Source organism: Schinkia azotoformans LMG 9581 (genome assembly GCF_000307855.1).
GTDB classification, from domain to species: Bacteria; Bacillota; Bacilli; order Bacillales; family Bacillaceae_J; genus Schinkia; species Schinkia azotoformans.
Window position 1 is genome coordinate 80679 of the sequence record NZ_AJLR01000045.1, and the last position, 24636, is coordinate 105314.

Annotated in this window: 22 protein-coding genes and 1 tRNA gene; 22 read left to right on the forward strand and 1 reads right to left on the reverse strand. The window is 40.2% G+C overall.

Annotation, left to right across the window (positions count from 1 at the left end):
• Positions 1 to 32 precede the first annotated feature (32 nt).
• From hisA to BAZO_RS07510, 10 genes are all read left to right on the forward strand, one after another.
• Positions 33 to 767 (forward strand): 1-(5-phosphoribosyl)-5-[(5-phosphoribosylamino)methylideneamino]imidazole-4-carboxamide isomerase, encoded by a 735-nt coding sequence (hisA, locus tag BAZO_RS07465; RefSeq protein WP_003330771.1) that lies wholly within the window; start codon positions 33 to 35, stop codon positions 765 to 767.
• Positions 764 to 1522, forward strand: a complete 759-nt coding sequence (hisF, locus tag BAZO_RS07470; RefSeq protein WP_003330772.1) for an imidazole glycerol phosphate synthase subunit HisF — start codon at positions 764 to 766, stop codon at positions 1520 to 1522. The genes hisA and hisF overlap by 4 nt, the downstream gene beginning before the upstream one ends.
• Positions 1519 to 2187 (forward strand): bifunctional phosphoribosyl-AMP cyclohydrolase/phosphoribosyl-ATP diphosphatase HisIE, encoded by a 669-nt coding sequence (hisIE, locus tag BAZO_RS07475; RefSeq protein WP_003330773.1) that lies wholly within the window; start codon positions 1519 to 1521, stop codon positions 2185 to 2187. Before hisF ends, hisIE begins: the two co-directional genes overlap by 4 nt.
• Before the next feature lie 246 nt (positions 2188 to 2433).
• Entirely contained in the window at positions 2434 to 3954 is a 1521-nt protein-coding gene (locus BAZO_RS07480; RefSeq protein ID WP_003330774.1) for a tetratricopeptide repeat protein, read from the forward strand.
• 129 nt (positions 3955 to 4083) lie between these two features.
• A complete protein-coding gene (gene trxB, locus BAZO_RS07485; protein WP_003330775.1) occupies positions 4084 to 5028 on the forward strand; it encodes a thioredoxin-disulfide reductase in 945 nt (314 codons plus the stop codon).
• A 308-nt stretch (positions 5029 to 5336) separates the two neighbouring features.
• Positions 5337 to 5795: an NUDIX hydrolase gene (locus tag BAZO_RS07490; protein ID WP_003330776.1), complete on the forward strand. Its 459-nt coding sequence runs from the start codon at positions 5337 to 5339 to the stop codon at positions 5793 to 5795.
• A gap of 71 nt (positions 5796 to 5866) precedes the next feature.
• On the forward strand, positions 5867 to 6754 hold the full coding sequence (gene rapZ / locus BAZO_RS07495) for an RNase adapter RapZ (protein ID WP_003330777.1): 888 nt from the start codon (positions 5867 to 5869) through the stop codon (positions 6752 to 6754).
• Positions 6755 to 6760: 6 nt separating this feature from the next.
• A complete protein-coding gene (locus BAZO_RS07500; protein WP_003330778.1) occupies positions 6761 to 7714 on the forward strand; it encodes a gluconeogenesis factor YvcK family protein in 954 nt (317 codons plus the stop codon).
• 18 nt (positions 7715 to 7732) lie between these two features.
• Entirely contained in the window at positions 7733 to 8683 is a 951-nt protein-coding gene (whiA, locus tag BAZO_RS07505; protein ID WP_003330779.1) for a DNA-binding protein WhiA, read from the forward strand.
• Between the two features lie 173 nt (positions 8684 to 8856).
• A complete protein-coding gene (locus BAZO_RS07510) occupies positions 8857 to 9120 on the forward strand; it encodes an HPr family phosphocarrier protein (RefSeq protein ID WP_003330781.1) in 264 nt (87 codons plus the stop codon).
• A 60-nt stretch (positions 9121 to 9180) separates the two neighbouring features.
• Here BAZO_RS07510 and clpP read toward each other — a convergent pair whose 3' ends face one another.
• Positions 9181 to 9777, reverse strand: coding sequence for an ATP-dependent Clp endopeptidase proteolytic subunit ClpP (clpP, locus tag BAZO_RS07515; RefSeq protein WP_003330782.1), 597 nt, complete (start codon positions 9775 to 9777; stop codon positions 9181 to 9183).
• 368 nt (positions 9778 to 10145) lie between these two features.
• Here clpP and BAZO_RS07520 point away from each other — a divergent pair.
• The 12 genes from BAZO_RS07520 (at position 10146) to rnr (ending at position 24506) form a co-directional block, all read left to right on the forward strand.
• Positions 10146 to 10217 (forward strand) — tRNA-Arg (locus tag BAZO_RS07520).
• 1184 nt (positions 10218 to 11401) lie between these two features.
• Complete coding sequence (gene rpoN, locus BAZO_RS07525; RefSeq protein ID WP_003330783.1) at positions 11402 to 12703, forward strand: RNA polymerase factor sigma-54; 1302 nt, start codon at positions 11402 to 11404, stop codon at positions 12701 to 12703.
• A 29-nt stretch (positions 12704 to 12732) separates the two neighbouring features.
• Positions 12733 to 12990, forward strand: a complete 258-nt coding sequence (locus tag BAZO_RS07530; RefSeq protein ID WP_003330784.1) for a glutaredoxin family protein — start codon at positions 12733 to 12735, stop codon at positions 12988 to 12990.
• 149 nt (positions 12991 to 13139) lie between these two features.
• Positions 13140 to 14168, forward strand: coding sequence for a sugar-binding transcriptional regulator (locus BAZO_RS07535; protein ID WP_003330785.1), 1029 nt, complete (start codon positions 13140 to 13142; stop codon positions 14166 to 14168).
• 75 nt (positions 14169 to 14243) lie between these two features.
• On the forward strand, positions 14244 to 15251 hold the full coding sequence (gene gap / locus BAZO_RS07540; RefSeq protein WP_003330786.1) for a type I glyceraldehyde-3-phosphate dehydrogenase: 1008 nt from the start codon (positions 14244 to 14246) through the stop codon (positions 15249 to 15251).
• A 328-nt stretch (positions 15252 to 15579) separates the two neighbouring features.
• Positions 15580 to 16764 carry a phosphoglycerate kinase gene (locus BAZO_RS07545; protein ID WP_003330787.1) on the forward strand — a complete coding sequence of 395 codons (1185 nt, stop codon included), beginning with the start codon at positions 15580 to 15582 and terminating at the stop codon, positions 16762 to 16764.
• Positions 16765 to 17024: 260 nt separating this feature from the next.
• Positions 17025 to 17789: a triose-phosphate isomerase gene (tpiA, locus tag BAZO_RS07550; RefSeq protein WP_003330788.1), complete on the forward strand. Its 765-nt coding sequence runs from the start codon at positions 17025 to 17027 to the stop codon at positions 17787 to 17789.
• On the forward strand, positions 17782 to 19317 hold the full coding sequence (gpmI, locus tag BAZO_RS07555) for a 2,3-bisphosphoglycerate-independent phosphoglycerate mutase (RefSeq protein ID WP_003330789.1): 1536 nt from the start codon (positions 17782 to 17784) through the stop codon (positions 19315 to 19317). The genes tpiA and gpmI overlap by 8 nt, the downstream gene beginning before the upstream one ends.
• Positions 19318 to 19471: 154 nt before the next feature.
• Positions 19472 to 20764 carry a phosphopyruvate hydratase gene (gene eno, locus BAZO_RS07560; RefSeq protein WP_003330790.1) on the forward strand — a complete coding sequence of 431 codons (1293 nt, stop codon included), beginning with the start codon at positions 19472 to 19474 and terminating at the stop codon, positions 20762 to 20764.
• Positions 20765 to 20942: 178 nt separating this feature from the next.
• Positions 20943 to 21176, forward strand: coding sequence for a preprotein translocase subunit SecG (gene secG, locus BAZO_RS07565; protein WP_003330791.1), 234 nt, complete (start codon positions 20943 to 20945; stop codon positions 21174 to 21176).
• A 216-nt stretch (positions 21177 to 21392) separates the two neighbouring features.
• Positions 21393 to 22139 carry an alpha/beta hydrolase gene (locus BAZO_RS07570; RefSeq protein WP_003330793.1) on the forward strand — a complete coding sequence of 249 codons (747 nt, stop codon included), beginning with the start codon at positions 21393 to 21395 and terminating at the stop codon, positions 22137 to 22139.
• A gap of 12 nt (positions 22140 to 22151) precedes the next feature.
• Complete coding sequence (rnr, locus tag BAZO_RS07575; RefSeq protein WP_003330794.1) at positions 22152 to 24506, forward strand: ribonuclease R; 2355 nt, start codon at positions 22152 to 22154, stop codon at positions 24504 to 24506.
• Positions 24507 to 24636 lie beyond the last annotated feature (130 nt).

A 24636-nucleotide genomic window follows, 5' to 3' on the forward strand; every position in this document is an offset into this window, starting at 1 on the left:
GTTAGGCATTACAGAGGGGAGATGGAATAAAAATGACATTTACGATTTATCCTGCAATTGACATGCGCGGCGGAAAATGCGTGCGTCTATTACAAGGTGATTATAATAAAGAAACGGTTTACGGCGATTCTCCATACGAGATGGCAAAGGTTTTTGCTGACGAAGGTGCAGAGTGGATTCATATGGTTGATCTTGACGGAGCAAAAGCGGGACAGCGTGTTAACCACGAGCACGTGCTTGAAGTTGCCAAAAAACTGAATGTAAAAGTGCAAATTGGCGGAGGGATCCGTTCGGAAGACGATGTTGCTTTTTACCTTGAACATGGGGTAAGCCGCGTCATCCTTGGTAGTGCAGCAATTTCTGACCCTGATTTTGTAAAAGCGATGCTTGCTAAATATGGTGAAAAAATTGCGATCGGCATTGATGCAAAGGATGGCTATGTGGCAACTGAGGGTTGGTTAAATACATCGAATGTAAAAGCAACTGAGCTTGGCAAAACACTGGCAGATGCTGGGGCGGAAGTGTTTATTTTTACTGATATTGCAACGGACGGGATGCTTTCAGGTCCTAATATAAAAGCGATCGTTGAAATGGAAGAGGCAACTGGCAAACAGGTAATTGCTTCTGGTGGTGTGAGCCAATTAAAAGATTTGGTAAATCTCAAAGAATATGAAGCTAGTGGTGTTGCTGGTGCAATTGTCGGCAAGGCTTTATATACAAAGCAATTTACTGTAAAAGAAGCATTAAGTGAGGTGAACGGCCGATGATTACTAAACGGATCATTCCTTGCTTGGATGTAAAAGAAGGACGAGTTGTAAAAGGCGTTCAATTTGTCGAGCTTCGAGATGCCGGTGACCCGGTTGAATTAGCCGAATTTTATGACCAGGAAGGTGCCGATGAGCTAGTTTTCCTTGATATCTCTGCCTCCCATGAAGGTCGCGAAACGATGGTTGATGTTGTGGAACGTGTAGCGGCAAAGCTTGCGATTCCGTTTACGGTTGGCGGTGGTATTAACACGTTAGAGGACATGAAGCGCATTTTACGTGCCGGCGCAGATAAGGTTTCCTTAAATACCGCAGCGGTAAAACGTCCAGATTTAATAACTGAAGGTGCTGAATTTTTTGGCTCCCAATGTATCGTTGTGGCAATTGATGCAAAATATGATGAAGAGTTAGGCTCATGGCGTGTCTACACCCATGGTGGCCGCAATGCGACAGACTATGAAGTGATCGCGTGGGCACAAGAGGTTGTCGAACGTGGAGCAGGAGAAATTCTGTTAACAAGTATGGATAAAGATGGAGAAAAGTCAGGCTTTGACCTTGCTTTAACAAAAGCGGTAAGCGAAGCTGTTTCCGTACCGGTGATTGCATCCGGTGGCGCGGGCAATGCGGACCACTTTGTTGACGCTTTTGTGGAAGGAAAAGCAGACGCAGCTTTGGCGGCTTCTATTTTTCATTATAAAGAAACATCAGTGAAAGAAGTTAAAGACTATCTCCGCAAAAAAGGAGTGAATGTTCGATGAACGTTTTACAAGTAAAATTTGATGAAAAAGGGTTAATTCCAGCAATCGTACAAGACGCGATAAGTAAAGAGGTACTAACCCTAGCTTATATGAATGAAGAATCTTTGAAAAAATCATTGGAAACAAAAGAAACATGGTTTTGGAGCCGTTCCCGCGGGGAGCTTTGGCACAAAGGTGAAACATCAGGCAACACACAAAAAATAATCGACATCAAATATGATTGCGATCAGGATGCTTTAGTTGTGCTTGTAGTACCCGCAGGTCCAGCCTGTCACACTGGTTCATATAGCTGCTTTAGCGGCTCCTTATTAGCTGACAGTCAGAGCGGCGAACCAGATGGCGGCCGAAAGTCCGCTGTTTCAAACTTTGACCGCTTTGCGATCATTAACGAGCTTGAAAGTGTGATCGCCCAGCGTGAAGCCGAAATGCCAGAAGGTGCCTATACAACCTATTTATTTGATAAAGGCGTCGATAAAATTCTGAAAAAAGTCGGCGAAGAGGCAACTGAAGTGGTAATTGCTGCAAAAAACCGCGACCCTGAGGAATTAAAATGGGAAGTGGCTGACTTAATTTATCACGTATTAGTATTATTACGTGAGCAAAAGCTTCCATTAGATGAAGTATTAAACGTACTTGTTGAAAGACATAGCCAGAAATCAAAATAATAGCTCAAAGAAATGAAAAAAGTATGGTGCATCCTCGGAAAAACGACGATGCACCATACTTTTTTGCTTTTTACACAGTGACATAAACCGTATTTGGCCCTGCATATTATCTGGATTAGACCATATATTATCCAAAAACTTCAATATATTATCCACTCACCATAATTGTCGTTAATTCCATAAAGCGCCCAAGTGTGAAGTGTGTTATACTATGGTCGGTAAACTTTTTTACTTAATGGAGGTTTTATGGAAACTCGTAAATACAATACGAACCAGCCGATTGGCCAGCTTGTGCAGTTTTCGCAGGATGGGGAGTATTTTTTTAAAAAAGGAATTAAATATTATCGCAGACGTGATTTATATAAAGCAAAAAAATATTTTGAAAGAGCTGTCCAATTTGATCCGAAGGAACCGGTATTTTTGTGTCAGCTTGCTGTTGTCTTATCTGAATTGGGTGAGTTTGAAAAATCAAATGACATCCTTATTGAAATTGTTGAAAAGCTTGAACCAGAAATGTATGAATGTTATTCATTTCTTGCCAATAATTATGCCTATTTAGGTTTTTTTCAAGAAGCAAAAAAGTATGCCAAAAAGTATCTAGAATTCGCTCCAGATGGCGAATTCTATGAGGATACAGAGGATTTGCTGGATTTATTAAGCATTGAAACGAATGAGCTTGATGGCTTCCATGATGAGGAAGAAGAGCTTATTAATAGACAGGAAGCGGCACGGGAACTACTTGAAAATGGGAAACTGGAAGAAGCAAGCATGATGCTTCAAAAGATTGTTAAGGAGTATCCTGAGTTTTGGTCTGCCCATAACAATCTTTCGCTTGCCCAATTTTATCTTGGAAATGTAAGTAAAGCAATTAAAATTGCCCAGGACGTGCTTAAGAAAAGTGAAGGCAATCTGCATGCTCTATGCAATTTAGCCGTTTATTACCATTATCTTGGACGTGAAAAAGAGGTTGCCCATATCGTAAGACAGCTCCGCGTTGTACACCCGATCGATATGGATCATCGCTCTAAGCTTGGCGTTACGTTCGCCTTATTAGGCCAATACGAAATTGCATTCAAATGGCTGCGCTGGCTGCAAAAGTTTGGCTATGAGGGAGACGGGGCTTTTTACTACTGGCTTGCAGTTTCAGCTTACCATACAAACAAAAAGCAATTAGCGGATGAAATGTGGCAAAAGGTTATTAAGCTTAATCCGGAAAAAAAGGGTGCAGAGCCTTGGTTAAAGGTTCAAGCCCCGCAGCCTAAAGGAAAAGCTATCAATCACTCCTTAATCCAACAATTTAAGGAAACAGACAGCGGTGAGAAAAAGCTGTTGATTTTGCTTTTACTAAAAAGATCAGGAAATGTCAGATCGTTAGAGGAAATAAACTCCTATTTATTGACAAATAATGAATCTGACGTTGTTAAAGAATTTACGCATTTAATGTTGAACAAACTAACAAACAAACAACAACTGAAAACTTCTTCACGCCTAGTCGATGGACTGGAGGTCATTGATGCTCTTTCCGATCAATGTACATGGCCTCAAAGCTTGGAGCAGAAATTTTATATGCTATGGTTTAGAATACTGCTGAATGCCTTGCATTCGCCGATCAGCTTTAAAAATAGCCATGCATGGGCAGCTGCGATTGAATATTGCTGCTTACGAGCTGAAGACCAGCAAGTTACACAAAAGCAAATCGCTGAAAAATATTTGATCTCAACATCTACTTTAAGAAAATATATGAATTATGTAACAGATCTAGTGTGAAAAAAGCAAAAAAACTCCGAACCCCCTTGTTGGGTGAGCATATTAATAGACGACAATCAAAAATTTGTATACTATAGATATATAACGATTATAGGGTGTAGGGTATCTGGATAAAGGAGTGTAAGAAAAATGAGTGAAGAAAAAATTTGGGATGTTATCATTGCTGGTGCAGGTCCTGCAGGAATGACAGCAGCAGTATATACATCGAGAGCAAATCTATCAACATTAATGCTTGAGCGCGGCATGCCTGGAGGCCAAATGGCGAACACAGAAGATGTCGAAAATTATCCGGGCTATGAATCAATCCTTGGTCCTGACTTATCTACCAAAATGTTTGAACATGCGAAAAAATTCGGCGCAGAATATGCCTATGGTGAAATTAAACAAGTCATTGTCGAAGATCCATATAAAATCGTAGACTGCGGCAACAAGCAATATAAAGCAAAAACAGTTATTATTACAACAGGTGCCCAACATCGTAACCTTAACATTCCTGGTGAAAAAGAATTAAGCGGACGCGGTGTTTCCTATTGTGCTGTTTGTGACGGTGCCTTTTTCAAAGGAAAAGAATTAGTTGTTATTGGCGGCGGTGACTCCGCTGTTGAGGAAGGTGTTTATTTAACACGCTTTGCTTCAAAGGTTACATTAATCCACCGTCGTGATGAATTGCGTGCCCAAAAGATTCTTCAAAAGCGTGCATTTGATAATGAAAAAATGGAATTCATTTGGAATAGCGTTCCGAAAGAAATCAAAGGTACAGATGGAAAAGTATCTAGCATTCTAATTGAAGATGTGAACACAGGGGAACAGCGTGACTATAAAACAGACGGCGTGTTTATTTATGTTGGTTTAGTTCCACTAAGTGAACCGTTCAAAAGCCTCGGAATTACGAACGAAAATGGCTATATTGAAACCAATGATTTGATGGAAACAAAAGTGCCGGGCATCTATGCTGCTGGGGATATTCGAGAAAAAATGCTTCGCCAAATCGTTACGGCAACAGGTGACGGAAGTATCGCTGCCCAAAGTGCACAACATTACATCGAAGAGCTAGAAGAAAAATTAAAAGGCTAATAAAAGGAAAACATTACAAAAATTTAACAACTAATTAACGTTGCTGTAATAGGATTGAAATATTTTTGGGGTATGATGATTGTAAATAAAGCCCCCCTTTATTTAATAATACATTTTTGATTGAAAAGGGACTGTCTTCATAAAGGCAGCCTCTCTTTTTTTTGTAAAAACATATTAACACTGGAAAAAAGAAGAAAATTGTTACCTTTACATAATAATAGTATAATGACTTCATGGGAGACCATTAGGGGAATTTTACCTGAAATTTACCTCTAGTGGAGGTTTGAACGGAAAAAGAGGTGATGGTATTGCAGCGGATTACGAATTGTGTATTAAAGAAGGGTGACAAAATTCTTCTTCTTCAGAAACCGAGGCGAGGCTGGTGGGTAGCACCAGGGGGCAAGATGGAATTAGGTGAATCTGTAAAGGAATCGGTCATCCGTGAATATCATGAAGAAACAGGGGTCAAGTTAAAAGATCCAACTGTCAAAGGGATTTTTACAATCAATATTAAAGAAAACGATCAGGTCATTTCAGAGTGGATGATGTTTACATTTTTCGCCGAGGACTATGATGGGGTTAACCTTGATGAATCTAGCGAAGGTATCATTAAGTGGCATTTGGCCGAAGACGTGCTGCAGTTGCCAATGGCACCTGGTGATTATCATATTTTGGACCATTGTATGAATGGAAATGGAATGGTGTATGGCACATTCACGTATACACCAGACTTTCAACTTATTTCATATCGCTTGGATCCATCTTAATATATAAGTGTATGCGATAAAAATGATCAAATTAGTGTTGGGGAATTTTGTAAAGGAAGGGAAAGTAAAAAATGGCTACACCAAATCAGGATGTGCAAATGGTTATAATAACCGGGATGAGTGGTGCAGGTAAAACTGTCGCTGTTCAAAGTTTTGAGGACCTTGGTTTTTTCTGCGTTGACAATTTACCTCCAACACTACTTCCGAAATTAATGGAGTTAGTAAAAGAGTCCGGAAACAAGATGAATAAAATTGCTTTAGTCATGGATATGCGCGGACGAGAATTTTTTGATACATTAATAGACGCGATTGATGGTATGAGTGAAGTAAGCTGGATTACTCCACAAATTCTGTTTTTAGATGCAAGTGATCAAGTTTTAGTGAGCCGCTATAAGGAAACGAGACGGTCACATCCATTAGCAAAAAGCGGTCTGCCGTTAGAAGGAATTAGGCTTGAAAGAGAAATACTTGATGAATTAAAAGGCAGAGCCCAACATATTATTGATACTTCCGAGTTGACCCCAAGAATGCTGCGGGAAAAAATCATCAACGGATTTTCGCAGGATAAACAACCTGTTTTTACAGTGAATGTGATTTCGTTTGGCTTTAAATATGGCATTCCAATTGATGCGGATCTCGTTTTCGATGTGCGCTTTTTACCGAATCCACATTATATTGATTCACTGCGTCCGAAAACTGGTCTTGATGAAGAAGTTTCTTCATACGTATTAAAACAGCCGGAAACACAAAAGTTTCTTGAAAAGCTAATTGATCTCCTGACTTTCATGCTCCCGCAATATAAGCGTGAAGGGAAAAGTCAGTTGGTGATTGCAATCGGCTGTACAGGTGGACAGCATCGTTCGGTGACGCTTGCAGAATATATCGGGAAGCATTTCGAAAATGGCTATTTTGTAGGTCGAGGGCATCGCGATATTGAAAAAAGGAAGGGAAAAAGGTAACGATACATGGAATGGAGAAAACTGCCTAGAATTGTAGTGATTGGCGGGGGAACCGGATTGCCGGTGCTTCTTCGCGGCTTAAAGCAGTATCCAATTGATATCACTGCGATTGTGACGGTAGCGGATGATGGAGGGAGTTCCGGAAGACTGCGGAGTGAACTCCAGATCCCGCCCCCTGGAGATATTCGCAATTGTTTAGCAGCCTTATCAGAGGTTGAACCTCTAATCGAAAGCTTATTTCAGCACCGCTTTCGAAATGGCAATGAACTGTCAGGTCATGCATTAGGCAATTTATTGCTTGCTGCGATGACGAGCATTACCGGAGATTTTGTGAGTGGCATTCGTGAAATGAGCAAGGTTCTTAATGTAAAAGGCAAGGTATTGCCTGCAGCCAATCGGGCTATTATTCTTCATGCCGAATTGGAAGATGGGACTGTGGTGACAGGCGAATCGAAAATACCAAATGCGAATAAGAAAATAAAGCGTGTTTTCCTTACGCCATCTGATGTGGAACCACTCCCTGAAACATTGGAAGAAATTAATAACGCTGATTTAGTTGTTATTGGCCCAGGAAGTTTATATACTAGTATTTTACCGAATTTGCTTGTATCGAAAATCGGGCAGCAGCTTTGTCACTCAAAAGCAAAAAAAGTGTATGTATGCAATGTCATGACGCAAGCAGGAGAAACAATGGGCTACACAGCAAGTGACCATGTCAAAGCATTGTACGATCATTTAAAATGTGCCTTTTTAAATAGTATCATTGTAAATGATGCCGAACTGCCGAAAGCGGTTTTACAACGATATAAACTTGAAAATGCCCAGCCGGTGAAATATGACAAGGAAAAACTCGAAAACTATGGGCTCGAAATTATCAATAAAGATTTGGTGCAGATCAAAAATGGTGTCATCCGCCATGATACTGAGAAAATCGCAAAGGTGATCTATTCTTTATTGTAAAAGTGAGGGGGTGGAGACTTGTCTTTTGCTTCTGAGACAAAAAAAGAATTAACAAATACTGAAATGAAAAATTGTTGTGCAAAAGCAGAGCTTTCCGCTCTTATTCGTATGAATGGTTCGATGTCCTTTATGAATCGGAAAATCATGGTTGATGTCCAAACCGAAAATGCAGCGATTGCAAGAAGAATATACACTTTGTTAAAAAGAGAGTATAATATCTCTGTTGAACTGCTAGTAAGAAAAAAAATGAGATTGAAAAAAAATAATGTATATATAGTTAGAATGGTTCAGCAAGCAAAAGAGATTCTCGAGGATCTTGGGATTATGGGAGAAGGGTTCACCTTTATTCGAACAATCTCTGATGTATTTTTAAAGAAAAAGTGTTGCAAACGTTCTTATTTAAGAGGCGCTTTTCTTGCTGGAGGGTCGGTTAATAACCCGGAAACATCATCCTACCATTTGGAGATTTTTTCATTATATGAGGAACATAATAATTCCTTATGCGAGTTAATGAATTCATTTGGATTAAATGCCAAAACGCTGGAACGTAAGAAAGGCTATATTACGTATTTAAAAGAAGGAGAAAAAATAAGCGAACTCCTTAATATTATCGGCGCCCATCAAGCGTTGCTTCACTTCGAGGATGTCCGAATTGTTCGCGATATGCGGAACTCGGTTAATCGCCTTGTAAATTGTGAAACAGCGAACTTAAACAAAACGATTGGAGCTGCTATCCGCCAAGTGGAAAATATTCGTTATATTCAAGATACCGTTGGCCTTGAGACACTTCCGGATAAGCTTAGGGAAATCGCTGAGCTAAGAATTACATACCAGGATGTTACTCTTAAGGAGCTGGGGGAAATGGTATCTGGCGGACAAATAAGTAAATCAGGGATTAATCACCGTTTACGTAAGATTGATGAAATTGCAGAAAAATTACGATTGGGTGAAACCATTTCCAATTCTTAAACGTATGATTATAGGTAAACTTTTGTCAGATGGGGCTAGGCTGGCGTTTTACTGATGTTTAAATTTTGGAAAAGATATAGATAATAATTTGTAACAATGATGAAACATTTTTACTGGCTCACTCTGTTACAATAGGATAAAATGGGGTTGTGTATGACAAGGAGGAGAACACTTTGATAGAAAAGACGGTTACTGTTAAGCTGAAAACTGGCCTTCAAGCCCGTCCGGCAGCATTATTTGTTCAAGAAGCCAATCGCTTTTCTTCTGACATTTTTTTAGAAAAAGAAGGAAAAAAAGTGAATGCAAAAAGTATAATGGGTCTTATGAGCTTAGCAGTGGAATCTGGTGCAGATGTTAAGCTGTTAGCAGAAGGACATGATGAGCAAGACGCTGTAGCTAAGCTTACCGAATTTATAGAAAACGAACAACATCATTAATATTGTAGTAAAAAAACACGACATCACCTTTGAAAGGCTAATGTCGTGTTTTTTACTTCTTTATTTTTTCTCTTCGTTGCTCTTAGTAATAACTTTATCGATTAAGCCATATTCACGAGCTTGTTCAGCATCCATGAAGTTATCTCTTTCCGTATCACGATTAATAATTTCAATCGGTTGTCCGGATCTTTCAGCCATGATTGCATTTAATTTTTCACGCATTCTAATAATACGTCTTGCGTGAATTTCGATATCGGTTGCTTGACCTTGTGTTCCGCCTAGTGGCTGGTGAATCATAATCTCACTATTAGGCAATGCAAAACGTTTGCCAGGAGCACCTGCAGTTAATAGGAAAGCGCCCATGGAAGCAGCCATACCAATACAAATTGTTGAAACATCAGGCTTAATAAATTGCATAGTATCATAAATAGCCATACCCGCTGTGATAGAACCGCCAGGACTATTTATGTATAGTGAAATATCTTTATCAGGATCTTCAGCGGCTAAGAATAGAAGCTGTGCCACGATTGAGTTCGCAACTGTATCATCAATCGCTGTTCCTAACATAATAATTCTGTCTTTTAAAAGTCTTGAATAAATATCATAAGCTCTTTCACCGCGATTTGTTTGCTCAATAACTGTTGGGATTAAATGCATATCCATATGAAATTCCTCCTCATCTGTAATTAACTTCTAATTTAAATATACATCCATGGTCAATGAAGGTCAAACGTGACGTTATGCAATCTTGTGCTTTTTTCAGGATAGCCCATTTTCTTTGTACTTAAACCATATGCGGAAAATGTTTAATTTATTCATAGTGTGGACCATGGACCATGGGGTCGGGAACTATGTCCCGGTCCCACTGCGTTGTGCCACGGTTCCCGACCCTGCGTCCCACCCCGAGGTCACCAAAACTGAGCCAGAGAACCCAACCCTCTGACCCAAGGTCCAAAATAACCACTTGCAAAAAATCGAAATCTTTCTTATAATAAACTTCGTTGTGTGTATCAACTTAAGTGCTTGCCCTCGTGGTGTAATGGATAACACAGAAGATTCCGGTTCTTCCGCTGGGGGTTCGATTCCCTCCGAGGGCGCTACAGTATTGATAAATAAGGCTTTTTCGAAGATTTAAGATTTAAATGTCCGACTACTTCGAAAAAGGCCTTATTTTTTTATTGAATATTCTCTAACCAGTTGCACATAAAATTATTAACTTTTTCATTATTAAGTTGTTCTGAACGCTTCGACATATGACCATACGTATTTAATAAAATGGATTTATCGGCGTCTCCAAGGCGAGCTCCAATATAATTAATGTCCGATACGTTTGATTCCTATAAAATGGTTTCATGGGTGTGTCTAAGCATATGGGGAGATGTATGCATTAATTTGTGTCCAGCAAAAAGAGGCAATGCGGAAAGCAAATAAAGGTAAACGCAGGAAAAGATGATAAGTTTCAATCCTCTAAAGATTATGTTATGATATAAGAAAATAAAGCATAAATTAAAAAGAAAACGTAAGTGCTACTAACACCTACGGTCGAGTACAATAGTCGCCCCTCATAGAGTGGCTGGCTCGAATTAGTCACGTGAAATAGACCATTACCTAGAAGTTTCTGAGGCTCAAGGATGGTCTATTTCTTTTTGTCTTGTGACAACATAGCAACAATCAGTAATCCGAATGTTGTCATGGGCATCACTCCCTATCTATTGGGGAGTGAGCCGACTTTATTGTACGTAAAAACTATTATACCAAAACACTTCCATATCGGGGGTACTTTTTTCGTTAGAAGGAGTGATTAGAATGCAAAAAAGTATAAAACATTGTAAGAACAATGGAAATTACCTCGAATTTTCTGTATATTAATAGATAGGTAGGAATATTTTTTGCTTAAAATACAGTATTACGTTTTGAGCAACATAAGAGGTATTTAGTATTATAAAACAAAATAACTTTAGCAATCAACCTGTACCGATCAGGTCTATTTTATTAAACCAATTTAATCAGGTGAAACATACAACGCTATATAATTGTAGCGTATTTTTATGCATAATTTTAAGCCCTGCCCTGTATTCTTCTTTTTAAGAACAAATATTCTTATTTAAACATAGGAGGAAAACACTACTTCAAAAAAGCCTTATTTTTTACAGCTTCTGAGTTACTTCATATGTACATGACATTTTTTTATAAAATTACATAAATTTTTATCAAAAAACGTAAGCGTTTCCATACAATAATAATAACAACTGTAGTACAATGTTTGTAAGGGGGATTTGAAATGAAACAAGGTCTTGTACAACAACAAACTACAAAACTAGTGATGACAAACGAACTTAGGCAAGCTATTTCGTTGCTTCAATATTCATCTGCAGAGCTTGATCAATTTCTTCAGGAGCAGGCAACTGAAAATCCGCTATTAAGTGTTGAATCATTTCGCGTAGAATCAACCCGGAAAAAGAAAAAGAACTCCCCTTCAAGCGGACAGCCTTCTGCAAAAATGGAGCAACAAGAGTCCCGTATGACCATCCATGACCATTTGCAAAAGCAAATTGGTTTATTAAAAATAGGATCAGAAGAAAAACAAATCATAAATTATTTGATTTTATCGATAGATAAATCAGGCTATTTTACAGGCAACATCGAAGAGATCGGCAATCGCTTTACTGTTCCGACCTCAGTGATCGAAAGTCTTTTAGGTAAAATTCAGGAGTGTGAGCCGGTCGGTGTTGGTGCTCGTAATCTCCAAGAATGCTTATTAATTCAACTAAAAAACCTGCCTGAACGGAATTTGCTCGCAGAAGAGGTCGTTGCCAATCATTTGCAAATGTTAGCGGACCGTAAATGGAAAGATATCGGGGCCAAACTCAATGTAGCGATTGAGCAGATTCAAGATGTGTTTGACTTTATCCAAATGTTGGATCCGCGGCCGGCCAGTGCCTTTAATGAAGGCGTTTCCAACTATATTGTGCCGGACATGATTATAAAAAAAGAACAGGAAGATTTAGCGGTCAGCTTTAATGAGCGGCTTATGCCTTCGATAAAGGTGGATAGTTCGTACGAGCCAATTATTGGACAAAAGGATAATGAGGCCTACAAGTATTTGCGTGAAAAAATGGACCAGGTCCACTTTCTAAAACGAGCCTTCGAGCAGCGCTTAGAAACGATGCAAAAGGTAATGAAAGCGATTATTGATCGGCAACGGGATTTTTTCCTAAAAGATGATGCAAAATTAAAACCGCTGACGATGAGGGATATTGCACAGATGATCGATGTCCATGAATCAACAGTCAGCCGAGCCGTTAATGGAAAATATGTTCAAACATCAAAGGGTGTCTTTGAATTAAAATACTTTTTCACATCAACGATCCAAACAGAAGATTTTGAGGATGCGTCTTCGAAGGAAGTAAAGGAAGCGATGAAGACGATAGTAGACGGAGAAAATAAAAAGAAACCATTGTCAGATCAGCAAATTGCAGCCATACTTAAGGAAAAACACGGCTATAATATTTCAAGAAGAACAGTTGCAAAATATCGGGACCAACTTGGTATTTTAGCCTCATCCAAACGAAAGAGATATTAACAATTATTCGCAAGGGGTCATACACTAATATGAAGCAGCCAATACAGGTGAATTTTTATACGAGACCGGTTTGTCCGCTCTGTGATAAGGCAAAAACAAAATTGCTGGAGCTGGCCAATGAATTTCCTCTCGTAATCCATGAAATTGACATCTATCAGGATGATGAATTACTAGAAAAATATCAACTTATGATTCCAGTAATTGAAATTGATGGTGAAGAAGTGGATTATGGAATGGTTAGTGAAGACGCCGTTCGACATTTTCTTCAGTCAAAATATGAAATATAAGCATATTTGTTGAACGTCGAAATTATTCCTGCTACAATAAACAATATAGCAGGAGTGATTTTTTTTACCACACGCGGGACATAATTTGTCTAAATGGGACATAATAGGTCCTGATTATTGGTAAAAAAATCTTGTAAGGGGAAGTAAAGATGAATACTGTTTTAAAAATTCAACAAAAATTATTACCGGATTTGCTCGAGGTTATGCAGCATCGCTATCAAATTTTGAAATACATTCGTTTGATGGAACCGATTGGTAGACGGATATTAGCTACTCATTTGGGTATGACAGAGCGGGTGCTCCGGGCCGAAATTCTTTTTTTAAAAGAGCAGGGTTTGGTTAATGTCTCTTCCGCTGGAATGAGCTTAACATCAGAGGGCAGACAGTTAATTAGGTCGCTTGAGTCCGTAATGAAAGAAGTTTCCGGATTAGAAGAATTAGAGTTGCAATTAAGAGCAATATTAAACATTGAGGAAGTCATCATTGTTGCCGGTGACAGCGACGAAAATGAACTTGTCAAAAAGGAAATGGGAAGAGCTTGTGCCAGTCGGATGAAAAAAGCATTTTCCACGGATAATATTATTGCTATTACAGGAGGCAGCACTGTTGCTGCTGTTGCGGAGATGCTGACACCAACTGTAGATGAGCGTAATATTATGTTTTTTCCTGCCAGGGGTGGTTTAGGTGAAAATGTTCAAAGCCAGGCAAACACGATCGTCGCTAAAATGGCTGAAAAAACAATGGGACAATATAAATTGCTCCATGTACCTGACCAAGTAAGTGATGATGTGTATTCGTCTTTGGTTGAAGAGCCTGCTATAAAAGAAACGCTAGAAATGATTCAACAATGCAGCATGGTTGTTCACGGTATTGGGGATGCTATAACAATGGCAAAACGACGAAAAACTGATGCCGAGACCATTCAAAAAATTTCTGACGGACAGGCGGTTGGGGAAGCGTTCGGCTACTACTTTGATGCCGATGGGAATGTGGTCCATAAAGTAAGGACAATCGGCCTGCAGCTAGAAAATTTGGAGAATGTGCCATGTATTATTGCTGTAGCCGGAGGTGCTTCCAAGGCAAAGGCAATAGCCGCTGTCGTGAAGCAGCGTCAAGGTCGAAAAACGATTCTCGTAACAGATGAAGGGGCCGCAAATGAGTTAGTTCGTCTGAAATAAAAACAAGAAATAGGGAGAAATCCCTTAAACTTATAAATTAAAAACGAAGAATAGAGAATATAAGGAGGAAAAACAATGGCAGTGAAAGTTGGTATTAATGGATTTGGTAGAATTGGACGAAATGTGTTACGGGCAGCGATTAATAACCCGAATGTAGAAATTGTAGCAATTAATGATTTAACCGATGCAAAAATGCTTGCCCATCTGCTTCAATATGATTCAGTTCATGGAACGTTTGAAAAGAAGGTTGAAGTAAACGGCAACAACATTATCGTAGATGGACACGAAATCGTTGTAAAAGCAGAGCGCGACCCTGCAAACCTTGGTTGGGGCGACCTTGGTGTCGAGGTAGTTGTTGAATCTACAGGCCGCTTTACGAAGCGTGTTGATGCAGCCAAACATTTAGAGGCTGGCGCAAAGAAGGTTATTATTTCAGCACCGGCAACTGATGAGGATATTACGATTGTAATGGGTGTTAATGATGACAAATATGATCCAGCTAATCATCATGTTATTTCAAATGCATCTTGTACAACAAACTGCTTAGCACCATTTGCAAAAGTTTTAAATGATAAATTCGGTGTAAAACGCGGAATGATGACGACAGTACACTCTTATACAAATGACCAGCAAATTTTAGACTTACCGCACAAGGATTATCGTCGAGCTCGTGCTGCAGCTGAATCGATCATTCCAACAACAACAGGCGCAGCAAAAGCTGTTTCATTAGTTCTTCCAGAGCTAAAAGGAAAGCTAAACGGTATGGCAATGCGCGTACCTACTCCGAACGTATCTTTAGTGGACCTTGTATGTGAGTTGGAAAAGGACACAACAAAAGAAGAAATCAATGCAGCATTACAAGAAGCAGCAGAAGGACCATTAAAAGGCATTCTCTACTACAGTGAGCTACCATTAGTATCTAGAGACTACAACGGCTCACCAGCATCATCAACAATCGATGCATTATCAACAATGGTGATCGACGGAAACATGGCCAAAGTTGTTTCATGGTATGACAACGAAACAGGCTACTCTCACCGCGTAGTTGACCTAATCGATTTCATCGCGAAAAAAGGACTGTAAAGAGACATGGGGTCGGGTTCCGTGTCCCACTCTGAGACCGAGGACCCGACCCTCTGTCCCCATTTTTCTAAAAAATTGTTAAGAACAATAGTGAACTGTTCTCAAGGAAAGTTTATAATATCAAATGTAGGAATAGAGGGAGAAAAAAGGTAACAAACCCAAATGTTGGTCCAGGGTGTTAACTTTTCTACGGATGAATTTTTTCAAAAATTGGTCTGTGGTCCCTCTTTTTCGGTATTTCTAACAATTTTATAAATGGCTATAAGACAAAATAGTTGGTCATTTTGTCTCGGATAGCCCTTTAAGGAAAAGGAGGCCGCAAAACGATATGAACAAAAAATCGATACGGGATATCGATGTAAAAGGGAAAAAGGTATTTTGCCGCGTTGACTTTAACGTTCCAATGAGTGATGGGCAGGTTACAGACGATACTCGGATACGGGCTGCTATACCGACCATCCAACATTTAAGTGAGCAAGGGGCGAAGGTCATTCTCGCAAGCCACTTAGGTCGTCCGAAAGGGAAAGTGGTGGAAGAAATGCGCTTAAGTGCGGTCGCCACAAGATTAAGTGAATTAATCGGAAAGGCTGTAAAAAAGACCGATGAAGCGTACGGGCCAATTGTGGAGCAGGAAATTGGCCAAATGCAAGATGGCGATCTTCTTCTACTAGAGAATGTTCGCTTTTATCCTGGCGAGGAGAAAAACGACCCGGAACTAGCGCGAGTCTTTGCAGCATTAGCCGACATTTATGTGAATGATGCCTTCGGTGCTGCCCACCGTGCTCATGCCTCAACAGAGGGAATTGCTCACCATCTACCAGCAGTTGCCGGCTTTTTAATGGAAAAGGAGCTTGAGGTTCTTGGCAAAGCCTTATCCAATCCTGAACGTCCATTTACGGCCATTATTGGTGGTGCAAAAGTAAAGGATAAGATCGGCGTTATCGATAATCTTCTAGAAAAAGTAGATAACCTCATTATCGGTGGTGGACTAGCCTATACATTTGTAAAAGCACAAGGCTATGAAATCGGAAAGTCACTTTTAGAAGAAGAAAGAATCGAACTTGCAAAATCATTTATTGAAAAAGCAAAAGAAAAAGGCGTTAAGTTCTTAATGCCAATTGATTCTGTCGTAGCCAATGAATTTTCACCAGATGCGGAAGCAAAGGTAGTCGACATTGATCAAATTCCGGCTGATTGGCAAGGTCTAGATATTGGTCCGAAAACCATTGAACAATATCGTGATGTTATTCAAAGCTCAAAGCTTGTTATTTGGAACGGTCCTATGGGTGTGTTCGAATACGAAAAGTTTGCTGATGGCACAAAAGGTGTGGCGGATGCTTTAGCTGAAGCTGAAAATACATACACAGTCATCGGTGGTGGAGACTCTGCAGCAGCTGTTGAAAAATTCAATGTGGCTGACAAGATGGATCACATCTCCACTGGCGGCGGTGCATCATTAGAGTTCATGGAAGGTAAAGAATTACCAGGCGTAGCAGCGCTAAATGATAAATAAGTATTGTAAATTAAATAGGTCAGTAGAATCTGACATTTTTAATGGGAATTCGCGACCTTTTGCGTTACAATAAGGTATGGAAATATTTCCCGGTGCAACCGTCCGTAAGACCCAAAGAGTTAACGGTCGCTAGCACCCCGATTAGTTTCACTTTATACTATCAGAATTTATGTTCTGTGGTAGATAGTATTAAGAAAGGACATCAACTTCCGCTATTATTGGCGACAAGTCGTGTCTTTCTAATGGAGGAGGCTCACAACATGAGAAAACCTATCATTGCAGGCAACTGGAAAATGCATAAGATTCTAACAGAAGCAACAAGCTTTGTAGAGCAAGTTAAAGGTTCCATTCCTTCACCACAAAAGATAGATTCGGTTGTTTGTGCACCATTTCTGTTTTTAGAGCGTTTAGTAAGTGAAGTAAAAGAAAGTGACCTAAAAATCGGTGCGCAAAATATGCATTTCGAAGAAAAGGGCGCTTTTACAGGAGAAGTAAGTCCTGTTGCCCTTAAAGACATCGGTGTCGATTATGTCATTATCGGACATTCCGAGCGCCGTGAAATGTTTGCAGAAACCGATGAAACGGTTAATAAAAAAGTACATGCAGCTTTTAAGAATGAGCTTGCACCAATTGTTTGTGTTGGCGAAACCTTGGACCAGCGTGAAGCCGGCACAACGAATGATGTGGTCGGCTCCCAGGTTGAAAAAGGGTTAGCAGGTCTATTACTAGACCAAGCTAAAAAACTTGTGATCGCCTATGAACCAATTTGGGCGATTGGAACAGGAAAATCTTCATCCGCTCAAGATGCTGATGAGGTTTGCGGTTTCATTCGTCAAGTAGTAGAAAAAATGTATTCAAAAGATGTAGCTGATTCTGTACGAATCCAGTATGGTGGAAGTGTGAAACCAGAAAATATCGCTGAATATATGGCCCAGCCTAACATCGATGGGGCCCTTGTCGGCGGAGCTAGTTTAGAGCCTGACTCGTTCTTAAAGCTTTTGGAGGCAGTGAAAAACAATGGGTAAAAAACCACATGCATTAATTATTTTAGATGGATTTGGATGTCGTGAAGAGACAAAAGGCAATGCCGTCGCACATGCGAAAAAGCCTAATTTCGATCGACTTTGGAAAGAGTTCCCGCATGCCCAACTTACCGCTTGTGGTGAAGCAGTCGGTTTACCGGAAGGTCAAATGGGGAACTCTGAGGTTGGCCACTTAAACATTGGTGCCGGCCGTATTGTGTATCAAAGCTTAACACGTGTGAATATTTCCATTCGCGATGGCGAGTTTTTCAAAAATGAAACATTCAACGAAGCGATTAAACATGCGAAAAAAAATGATAAAAGCCTTCATATTTTTGGCCTTCTATCAGATGGTGGTGTCCATAGCCACATTAACCATATGTATGCCCTTTTGAAAATGGCAAAAGAAGAGGGCTTAGAAAAGGTTTATGTTCATGGATTCCTTGATGGGCGTGATGTTGGTCCGCAAACAGCAAAAGGCTTTATTGAAGAAGCTGAAGAAAAAATGAAGGAAATTGGCGTTGGCCAGTTTGCAACTATTTCCGGCCGCTATTACTCAATGGACCGTGATAAGCGCTGGGATCGTGTGAAAAAGTCGTATGATGCGATGGTCTATGGTGAAGGACCATCATACAATACGGCAATGGAATGTGTGGACGACTCTTATAAAAACGGTATCTATGATGAGTTCGTTTTACCATCTGTTATTTTAAAAGACAATGGCGAACCGGTTGCAAAAATTTCAGACAATGATTCTGTTATTTTTTATAATTTTAGACCGGACAGAGCGATTCAAATTTCACGTGCTTTTACAAATGAAGATTTCCGTGAATTTGACCGTGGCGATGGTGCACCAAAGGATTTATATTTTGTGTGCCTAACCCATTTCAGTGAAACAGTTGATGGCTATGTCGCTTTCAAAACAGTAAATTTAGATAATACTTTCGGTGAAGTTGTTTCACAAAACGGTTTAACACAACTGCGTATTGCAGAAACAGAGAAATATCCGCACGTAACCTTCTTCTTTAGCGGCGGTCGTGAGGAGAAATTCCCTGGTGAAGAGCGAATTTTAATTAATTCACCTAAGGTTGCTACCTATGATTTGAAACCGGAAATGAGTGCGTATGAAGTAACGGATGCGCTTTTAGCAGAGCTTGAGGCTGAGAAGTTTGATGCCATTATTCTGAACTTCGCGAACCCGGATATGGTTGGTCATTCTGGTATGCTAGAGCCTACTGTCAAAGCAATTGAAACGGTTGATGAATGTTTAGGCAAAATTATCGATAAGATTTTAGAAAAAGATGGTGTGGCGATTATTACAGCTGACCATGGTAACGCTGATGAAGTGATTACCCTCGAAGGAAACCCAATGACGGCTCACACAACAAATCCGGTGCCAGTGATCGTAACGAAAAAAGACGTCGAGCTTCGTAAAGATGGTATTTTAGGTGATTTGTCACCAACATTGCTTGATTTGTTAAATGTTGAACAGCCAAAGGAAATGACAGGTAAGTCGTTGATTAAAAAGTAGGAACATGGGGACGGTTCTCGCATTGCAAAGCAAAAAAAGTGAGAAGCGCGCACTCACATTGCTATTTGCTTGAACATTAGACAGTTTTCTTGTTTCCGAGGATGAGGATCCTTTGTTTTTTTTGAAAAATAAATGTTTGAAGGAGAGAATGTAAATGCCAATTATCGTTGACGTTTATGCACGTGAAGTCCTAGACTCACGCGGCAATCCAACAGTTGAAGTTGAAGTTTATACAGAATCAGGAGCAATGGGACGAGCTTTAGTTCCAAGTGGAGCTTCTACAGGTGAATATGAAGCTGTTGAATTACGCGATGGCGACAAAGACCGTTACTTAGGAAAAGGTGTATTAAAAGCAGTTGAAAATGTAAATGAAAAAATTGCTTCCGAAATCATTGGCTTTGATGTTACGGACCAAGTGGCAATCGACAACTATTTAATCGAATTAGATGGCACTGAAAACAAAGGCAACCTTGGTGCAAACGCGATTCTAGGTGTATCCATGGCTGTAGCTCGTGCAGCTGCTGATTTCTTAGAAATCCCATTATACGCATACCTTGGAGGCTTTAATGCAAAAACATTGCCAGTACCAATGATGAACATCATCAACGGTGGTGCTCATGCTGACAACAATGTGGACATCCAAGAATTTATGATCATGCCTGTTGGTGCTGAAAACTTCCGTGAAGCATTACGCATGGGTGCAGAAATTTTCCATAGCCTAAAAGCAGTCCTTAAAGCGAAAGGCTTAAACACAGCTGTAGGGGATGAAGGTGGCTTTGCACCAAACCTTGGTTCAAACGAAGAAGCGCTTCAAACCATCATTGAAGCAATCGAAAAAGCAGGCTACAAGCCAGGCGAGCAAGTTCGACTTGCAATGGATGCTGCATCATCTGAGTTTTACAGCAAAGAAGACGGCAAATATCATTTAAGCGGCGAAGGTGTTGTCAAAACATCTGCTGAAATGGTTGATTTCTACGAAAACCTTGTTAATAAATATCCAATCATCTCAATTGAAGATGGCTTAGATGAAAACGACTGGGAAGGCCACAAGATGTTAACAGAACGTCTTGGCGACCGTGTCCAATTGGTGGGAGACGACCTATTCGTTACAAACACGAAGAAGCTTTCTCAAGGTATTGAAAAAGGCGTAGGCAACTCCATCCTAGTTAAAGTGAACCAAATCGGTACATTAACTGAAACATTTGATGCAATCGAAATGGCAAAACGCGCAGGCTACACAGCTGTAATCTCTCACCGTTCAGGTGAAACAGAAGACAGTACAATTGCTGACATCGCCGTTGCAACAAACGCAGGTCAAATCAAAACAGGCGCACCATCACGCACAGACCGCGTTGCAAAATACAATCAATTACTACGCATCGAAGACCAACTTGGCGACATGAGCAAGTACGGTGGCTTATCCGCATTCTATAATTTGAAAAAATAACGAAATTAGTTTTATCAATTAGATCGTATGGCAAAGAGGGACTAAGCGGATTGGGGCTTAGTCCTTTCTTTAGGTGCCTGTCCCCATATGCCAGTTTTAAACTTGTTATTCGCCACCATATATGGTAAAGTAGGATTATTGCAAAGAGCGTATGTTGTAGGATTTAGGAGGAATTACAATGCATGCAGTGGCGGTTACCCTTTTAATTATCGTATCCATAGGATTAGTTTTAGTAGTATTATTACAGTCAGGTAAGAGCGCAGGCTTGTCCGGTGCAATTTCTGGTGGTGCTGAACAGCTTTTCGGGAAGCAAAAAGCCCGCGGTATGGATGCTGTTTTACAAAAAATAACAATCGTTTTAGCGGTTCTATTCTTTGTTTTGGCAATTGCGGTAACATACTTCGAAGTTTAAGAAGATAAATCCTTTAACCAAGCAGCAGGTGATCGACGCCTGCTGCTTTTTGCGTATACATGTCTAGCTCCAGCACCCAGCGACTAGTAAACTTCGCCCACCTCCCTACGATAAGTCGATGGGCTCCAGTTTATTCGTCGCTGAACGGGCACTTCCGCTTTTCTTATATTATACTTAATTTTTGCACAGAATAAGAAAAAAGGAGATTTTTTATATATGAAGATTGTTCCAGCAAGACCCTTCACATTTGAAGGAGACAACAAAGAAATGGCTGTGCTCTTGCTTCATGGATTTACAGGGCATACAGCGGATGTCCGAATGCTTGGCCGTTTCCTGCAAAAAAGAGGCTACACAAGCCACGCCCCTTTATACAAAGGTCATGGAGTGCCGCCCGAACAATTGGTTCACACCGGCCCGGATGATTGGTGGCAGGATGTCATGGAAGGCTATCATTTTCTGAAAAATAAAGGCTTTGAAAAAATCGTAGCCTGTGGACTATCCCTAGGAGGGGTTTTTTCCTTGAAATTGGGCTACACTGAGCCTATAGCTGCAGTCATTCCAATGTGCGCCCCCATGTATATTAAAAGTGAAGAGGTTATGTATAAAGGGATTTTGGCCTATGCAAGAGAATATAAAAAGAGAGAAGAAAAAACAGAAGAGCAAATAGAAGCAGAAATGCTAGAGTTTGAAAAAACACCGATGACAACTCTAAAAGCATTACAGCAACTAATTGCCGATGTGAGGGCCAATGTTGATCAAATATATGCGCCAACTTTCGTAGTTCAAGCACGTCATGATGATATGATTAATACGGATAGTGCCAATATTATTTTTAACGAAGTTCAAACAGATGATAAAAAATTAAAATGGTATGAAGAATCGGGACATGTGATAACTCTTGATAAAGAAAGATTTCAAGTTGAAGAAGATATTTTTCAGTTTATACATAACCTCAATTGGTAAGGAGTGAAAAAAATGAGCGAAGAACGTGTCGAACGTTTACTTTCGTTTATGCGCGAGGAATCCTACAAGCCCTTAACGATCAAAGAGCTAGAAGAAGTTTTTGGGATTGAAGATTCCTCTGATTTTAAAGAATTTGTAAAAATGCTCGTCCAGATGGAGGAGCAAGGTCTTGTTGTACGTACAAGAAGCAACCGCTATGGTGTGCCGGAAAGAATGAATATGGTTAAAGGACGAGTGATTGCCCATTCAAAGGGGTTCGCGTTTGTTGAGCAAGAGGATAAATCACTAGATGATATTTTTATCCCGCCTTCAGAAATGAGAAGTGCGATGCATGGTGATATTGTTCTAGCCCGGATTGACAAGCACCCGGCAGACGGTCGACCTGAGGGGGCGATTGTGCGCGTCATCGAGCGTGGCGTCACCCAAATCGTCGGAACTTATGTCGATAATAAATATTTTGGCTTCGTTATTCCGGACGATAAGCGGATCGGCAGTGATATTTTTATTGCAAAAGAAGCAAAAAATGGGGCAGTGGAAGGTCATAAGGTTGTTGTGAAATTAATCAAATACCCAGAAGGCCGGATGAATGCGGAAGGGGAAATCACCGAAATTCTAGGTCATAAAAATGATCCCGGGGTTGATATTCTTTCGATTATTCATAAGCACCAACTTCCTGGAGACTTCCCACCAGATGTGATGGAGCAGGCCCATAATACGCCGGATGAAATTAATCCGGATGAGCTCACAAATCGCCGTGACCTTCGTGATCAGACGATCGTAACGATTGACGGAGCTGATGCAAAGGATTTAGATGATGCCGTTACCGTTACAAAACTTGATAATGGAAACTATAAATTGGGAGTCCATATCGCCGATGTTTCTTATTATGTGACAGAGGGTTCAGCAATTGACAAGGAAGCATTTAACCGTGGAACTAGTATTTATTTAGTAGACCGCGTGATTCCAATGATTCCACATCGCCTTTCAAATGGAATCTGTAGTTTGAATCCGCAAGTGGATCGTCTGACAATGTCATGTGAAATGGAGATCAACTCAAATGGGGAAGTCGTTTCCCATGAGATTTTTCAAAGTGTAATTAAAACGACGGAAAGAATGACGTATTCAGATGTTAATAAAATAATCGATGACAAAGACCCTGAGTTACTTGAAAAATACAAGCCGCTCGTACCAATGTTCCTCTTAATGGATGAGCTTGCAGAAATTCTTCGTAAAAAAAGATTCGAGCGCGGTGCGATTGACTTTGATTTTAAAGAAGCAAAGGTTTTAGTTGACGAATACGGCAAACCGACCGATGTGATTATCAGAGAACGTTCGTCTGGTGAACGTTTAATTGAAGATTTTATGTTGATTGCCAATGAAACGGTGGCTGAGCATTTCCATTGGATGAACCTTCCGTTTATTTATCGTGTCCATGAAGATCCGAAAGAGGAAAAATTAAGCCGCTTCTTCGAGTTCATTACGAATTTCGGATACGTCGTCAAAGGTACAGCAAATGATGTCCATCCAAGAGCGTTGCAGCAAATTCTAGAGGAAGTCCGTGGTACACCGGAGGAAATGGTTATTTCAACCGTGATGCTTCGTTCAATGAAACAGGCCCGGTATGATGCGGAAAGTTTAGGTCACTTTGGTTTATCAGCGGAGTTTTATACCCACTTTACATCGCCAATTCGCCGTTATCCGGATTTGATTGTTCATCGTTTAATAAGAACATATTTAATCGAAGGCAAAATCGATGAACAAACGCAGAGTCTGTGGCGTGCAGAACTTCCGGACATTGCTGAACATACATCTAATATGGAACGTAGAGCAGTTGATGCTGAGCGGGAAACAGATGATTTGAAAAAGGCAGAGTTCATGCTTGATAAGATTGGCGAAGAGTTTGATGGAATTATTAGCTCTGTTACAAACTTCGGCTTCTTCGTTGAACTGCCTAATACCGTCGAAGGTCTCGTCCATGTAAGCTATTTAACAGATGATTATTATCGCTATGATGAAACTAGCTACGCGATGATTGGTGAGCGCACCGGCAATATCTTTAGAATCGGTGACGAAATTACCGTTCGTGTTGTCAATGTCGATAAAGATGAACGAATTGTCGACTTTGAAATTGTCGGCATGAAGGGGACAAGAAGAACCGAAAGAAGACAGACCCCTAAAGTCTTTCAAAGTGGTGGAAGAGGCCGAGGCAGTGGAAGAGACCAAAGCAGTGGTGGAAAAAGCAACTCCAGAAGTCAAGGTAAACAGGGCAGCGGCAGCAACAGGAATGCTAAAAAAGACCACAAAAACAAAGACGGCCAGCCCTATTATCGAAACGTCGCGAAAAAGAAGAAGAAAAAAAGAAAATAAAATATAAACGTTTCGAATCAGGTGAAGGCAGAGCACTTCACCTGATTGTGCCCACATGAAACTTAGCGGGTTATCATTTCATAATTGATAGGCATACCTAGTATTTGCTATAGTATTTATATCTTGTTGG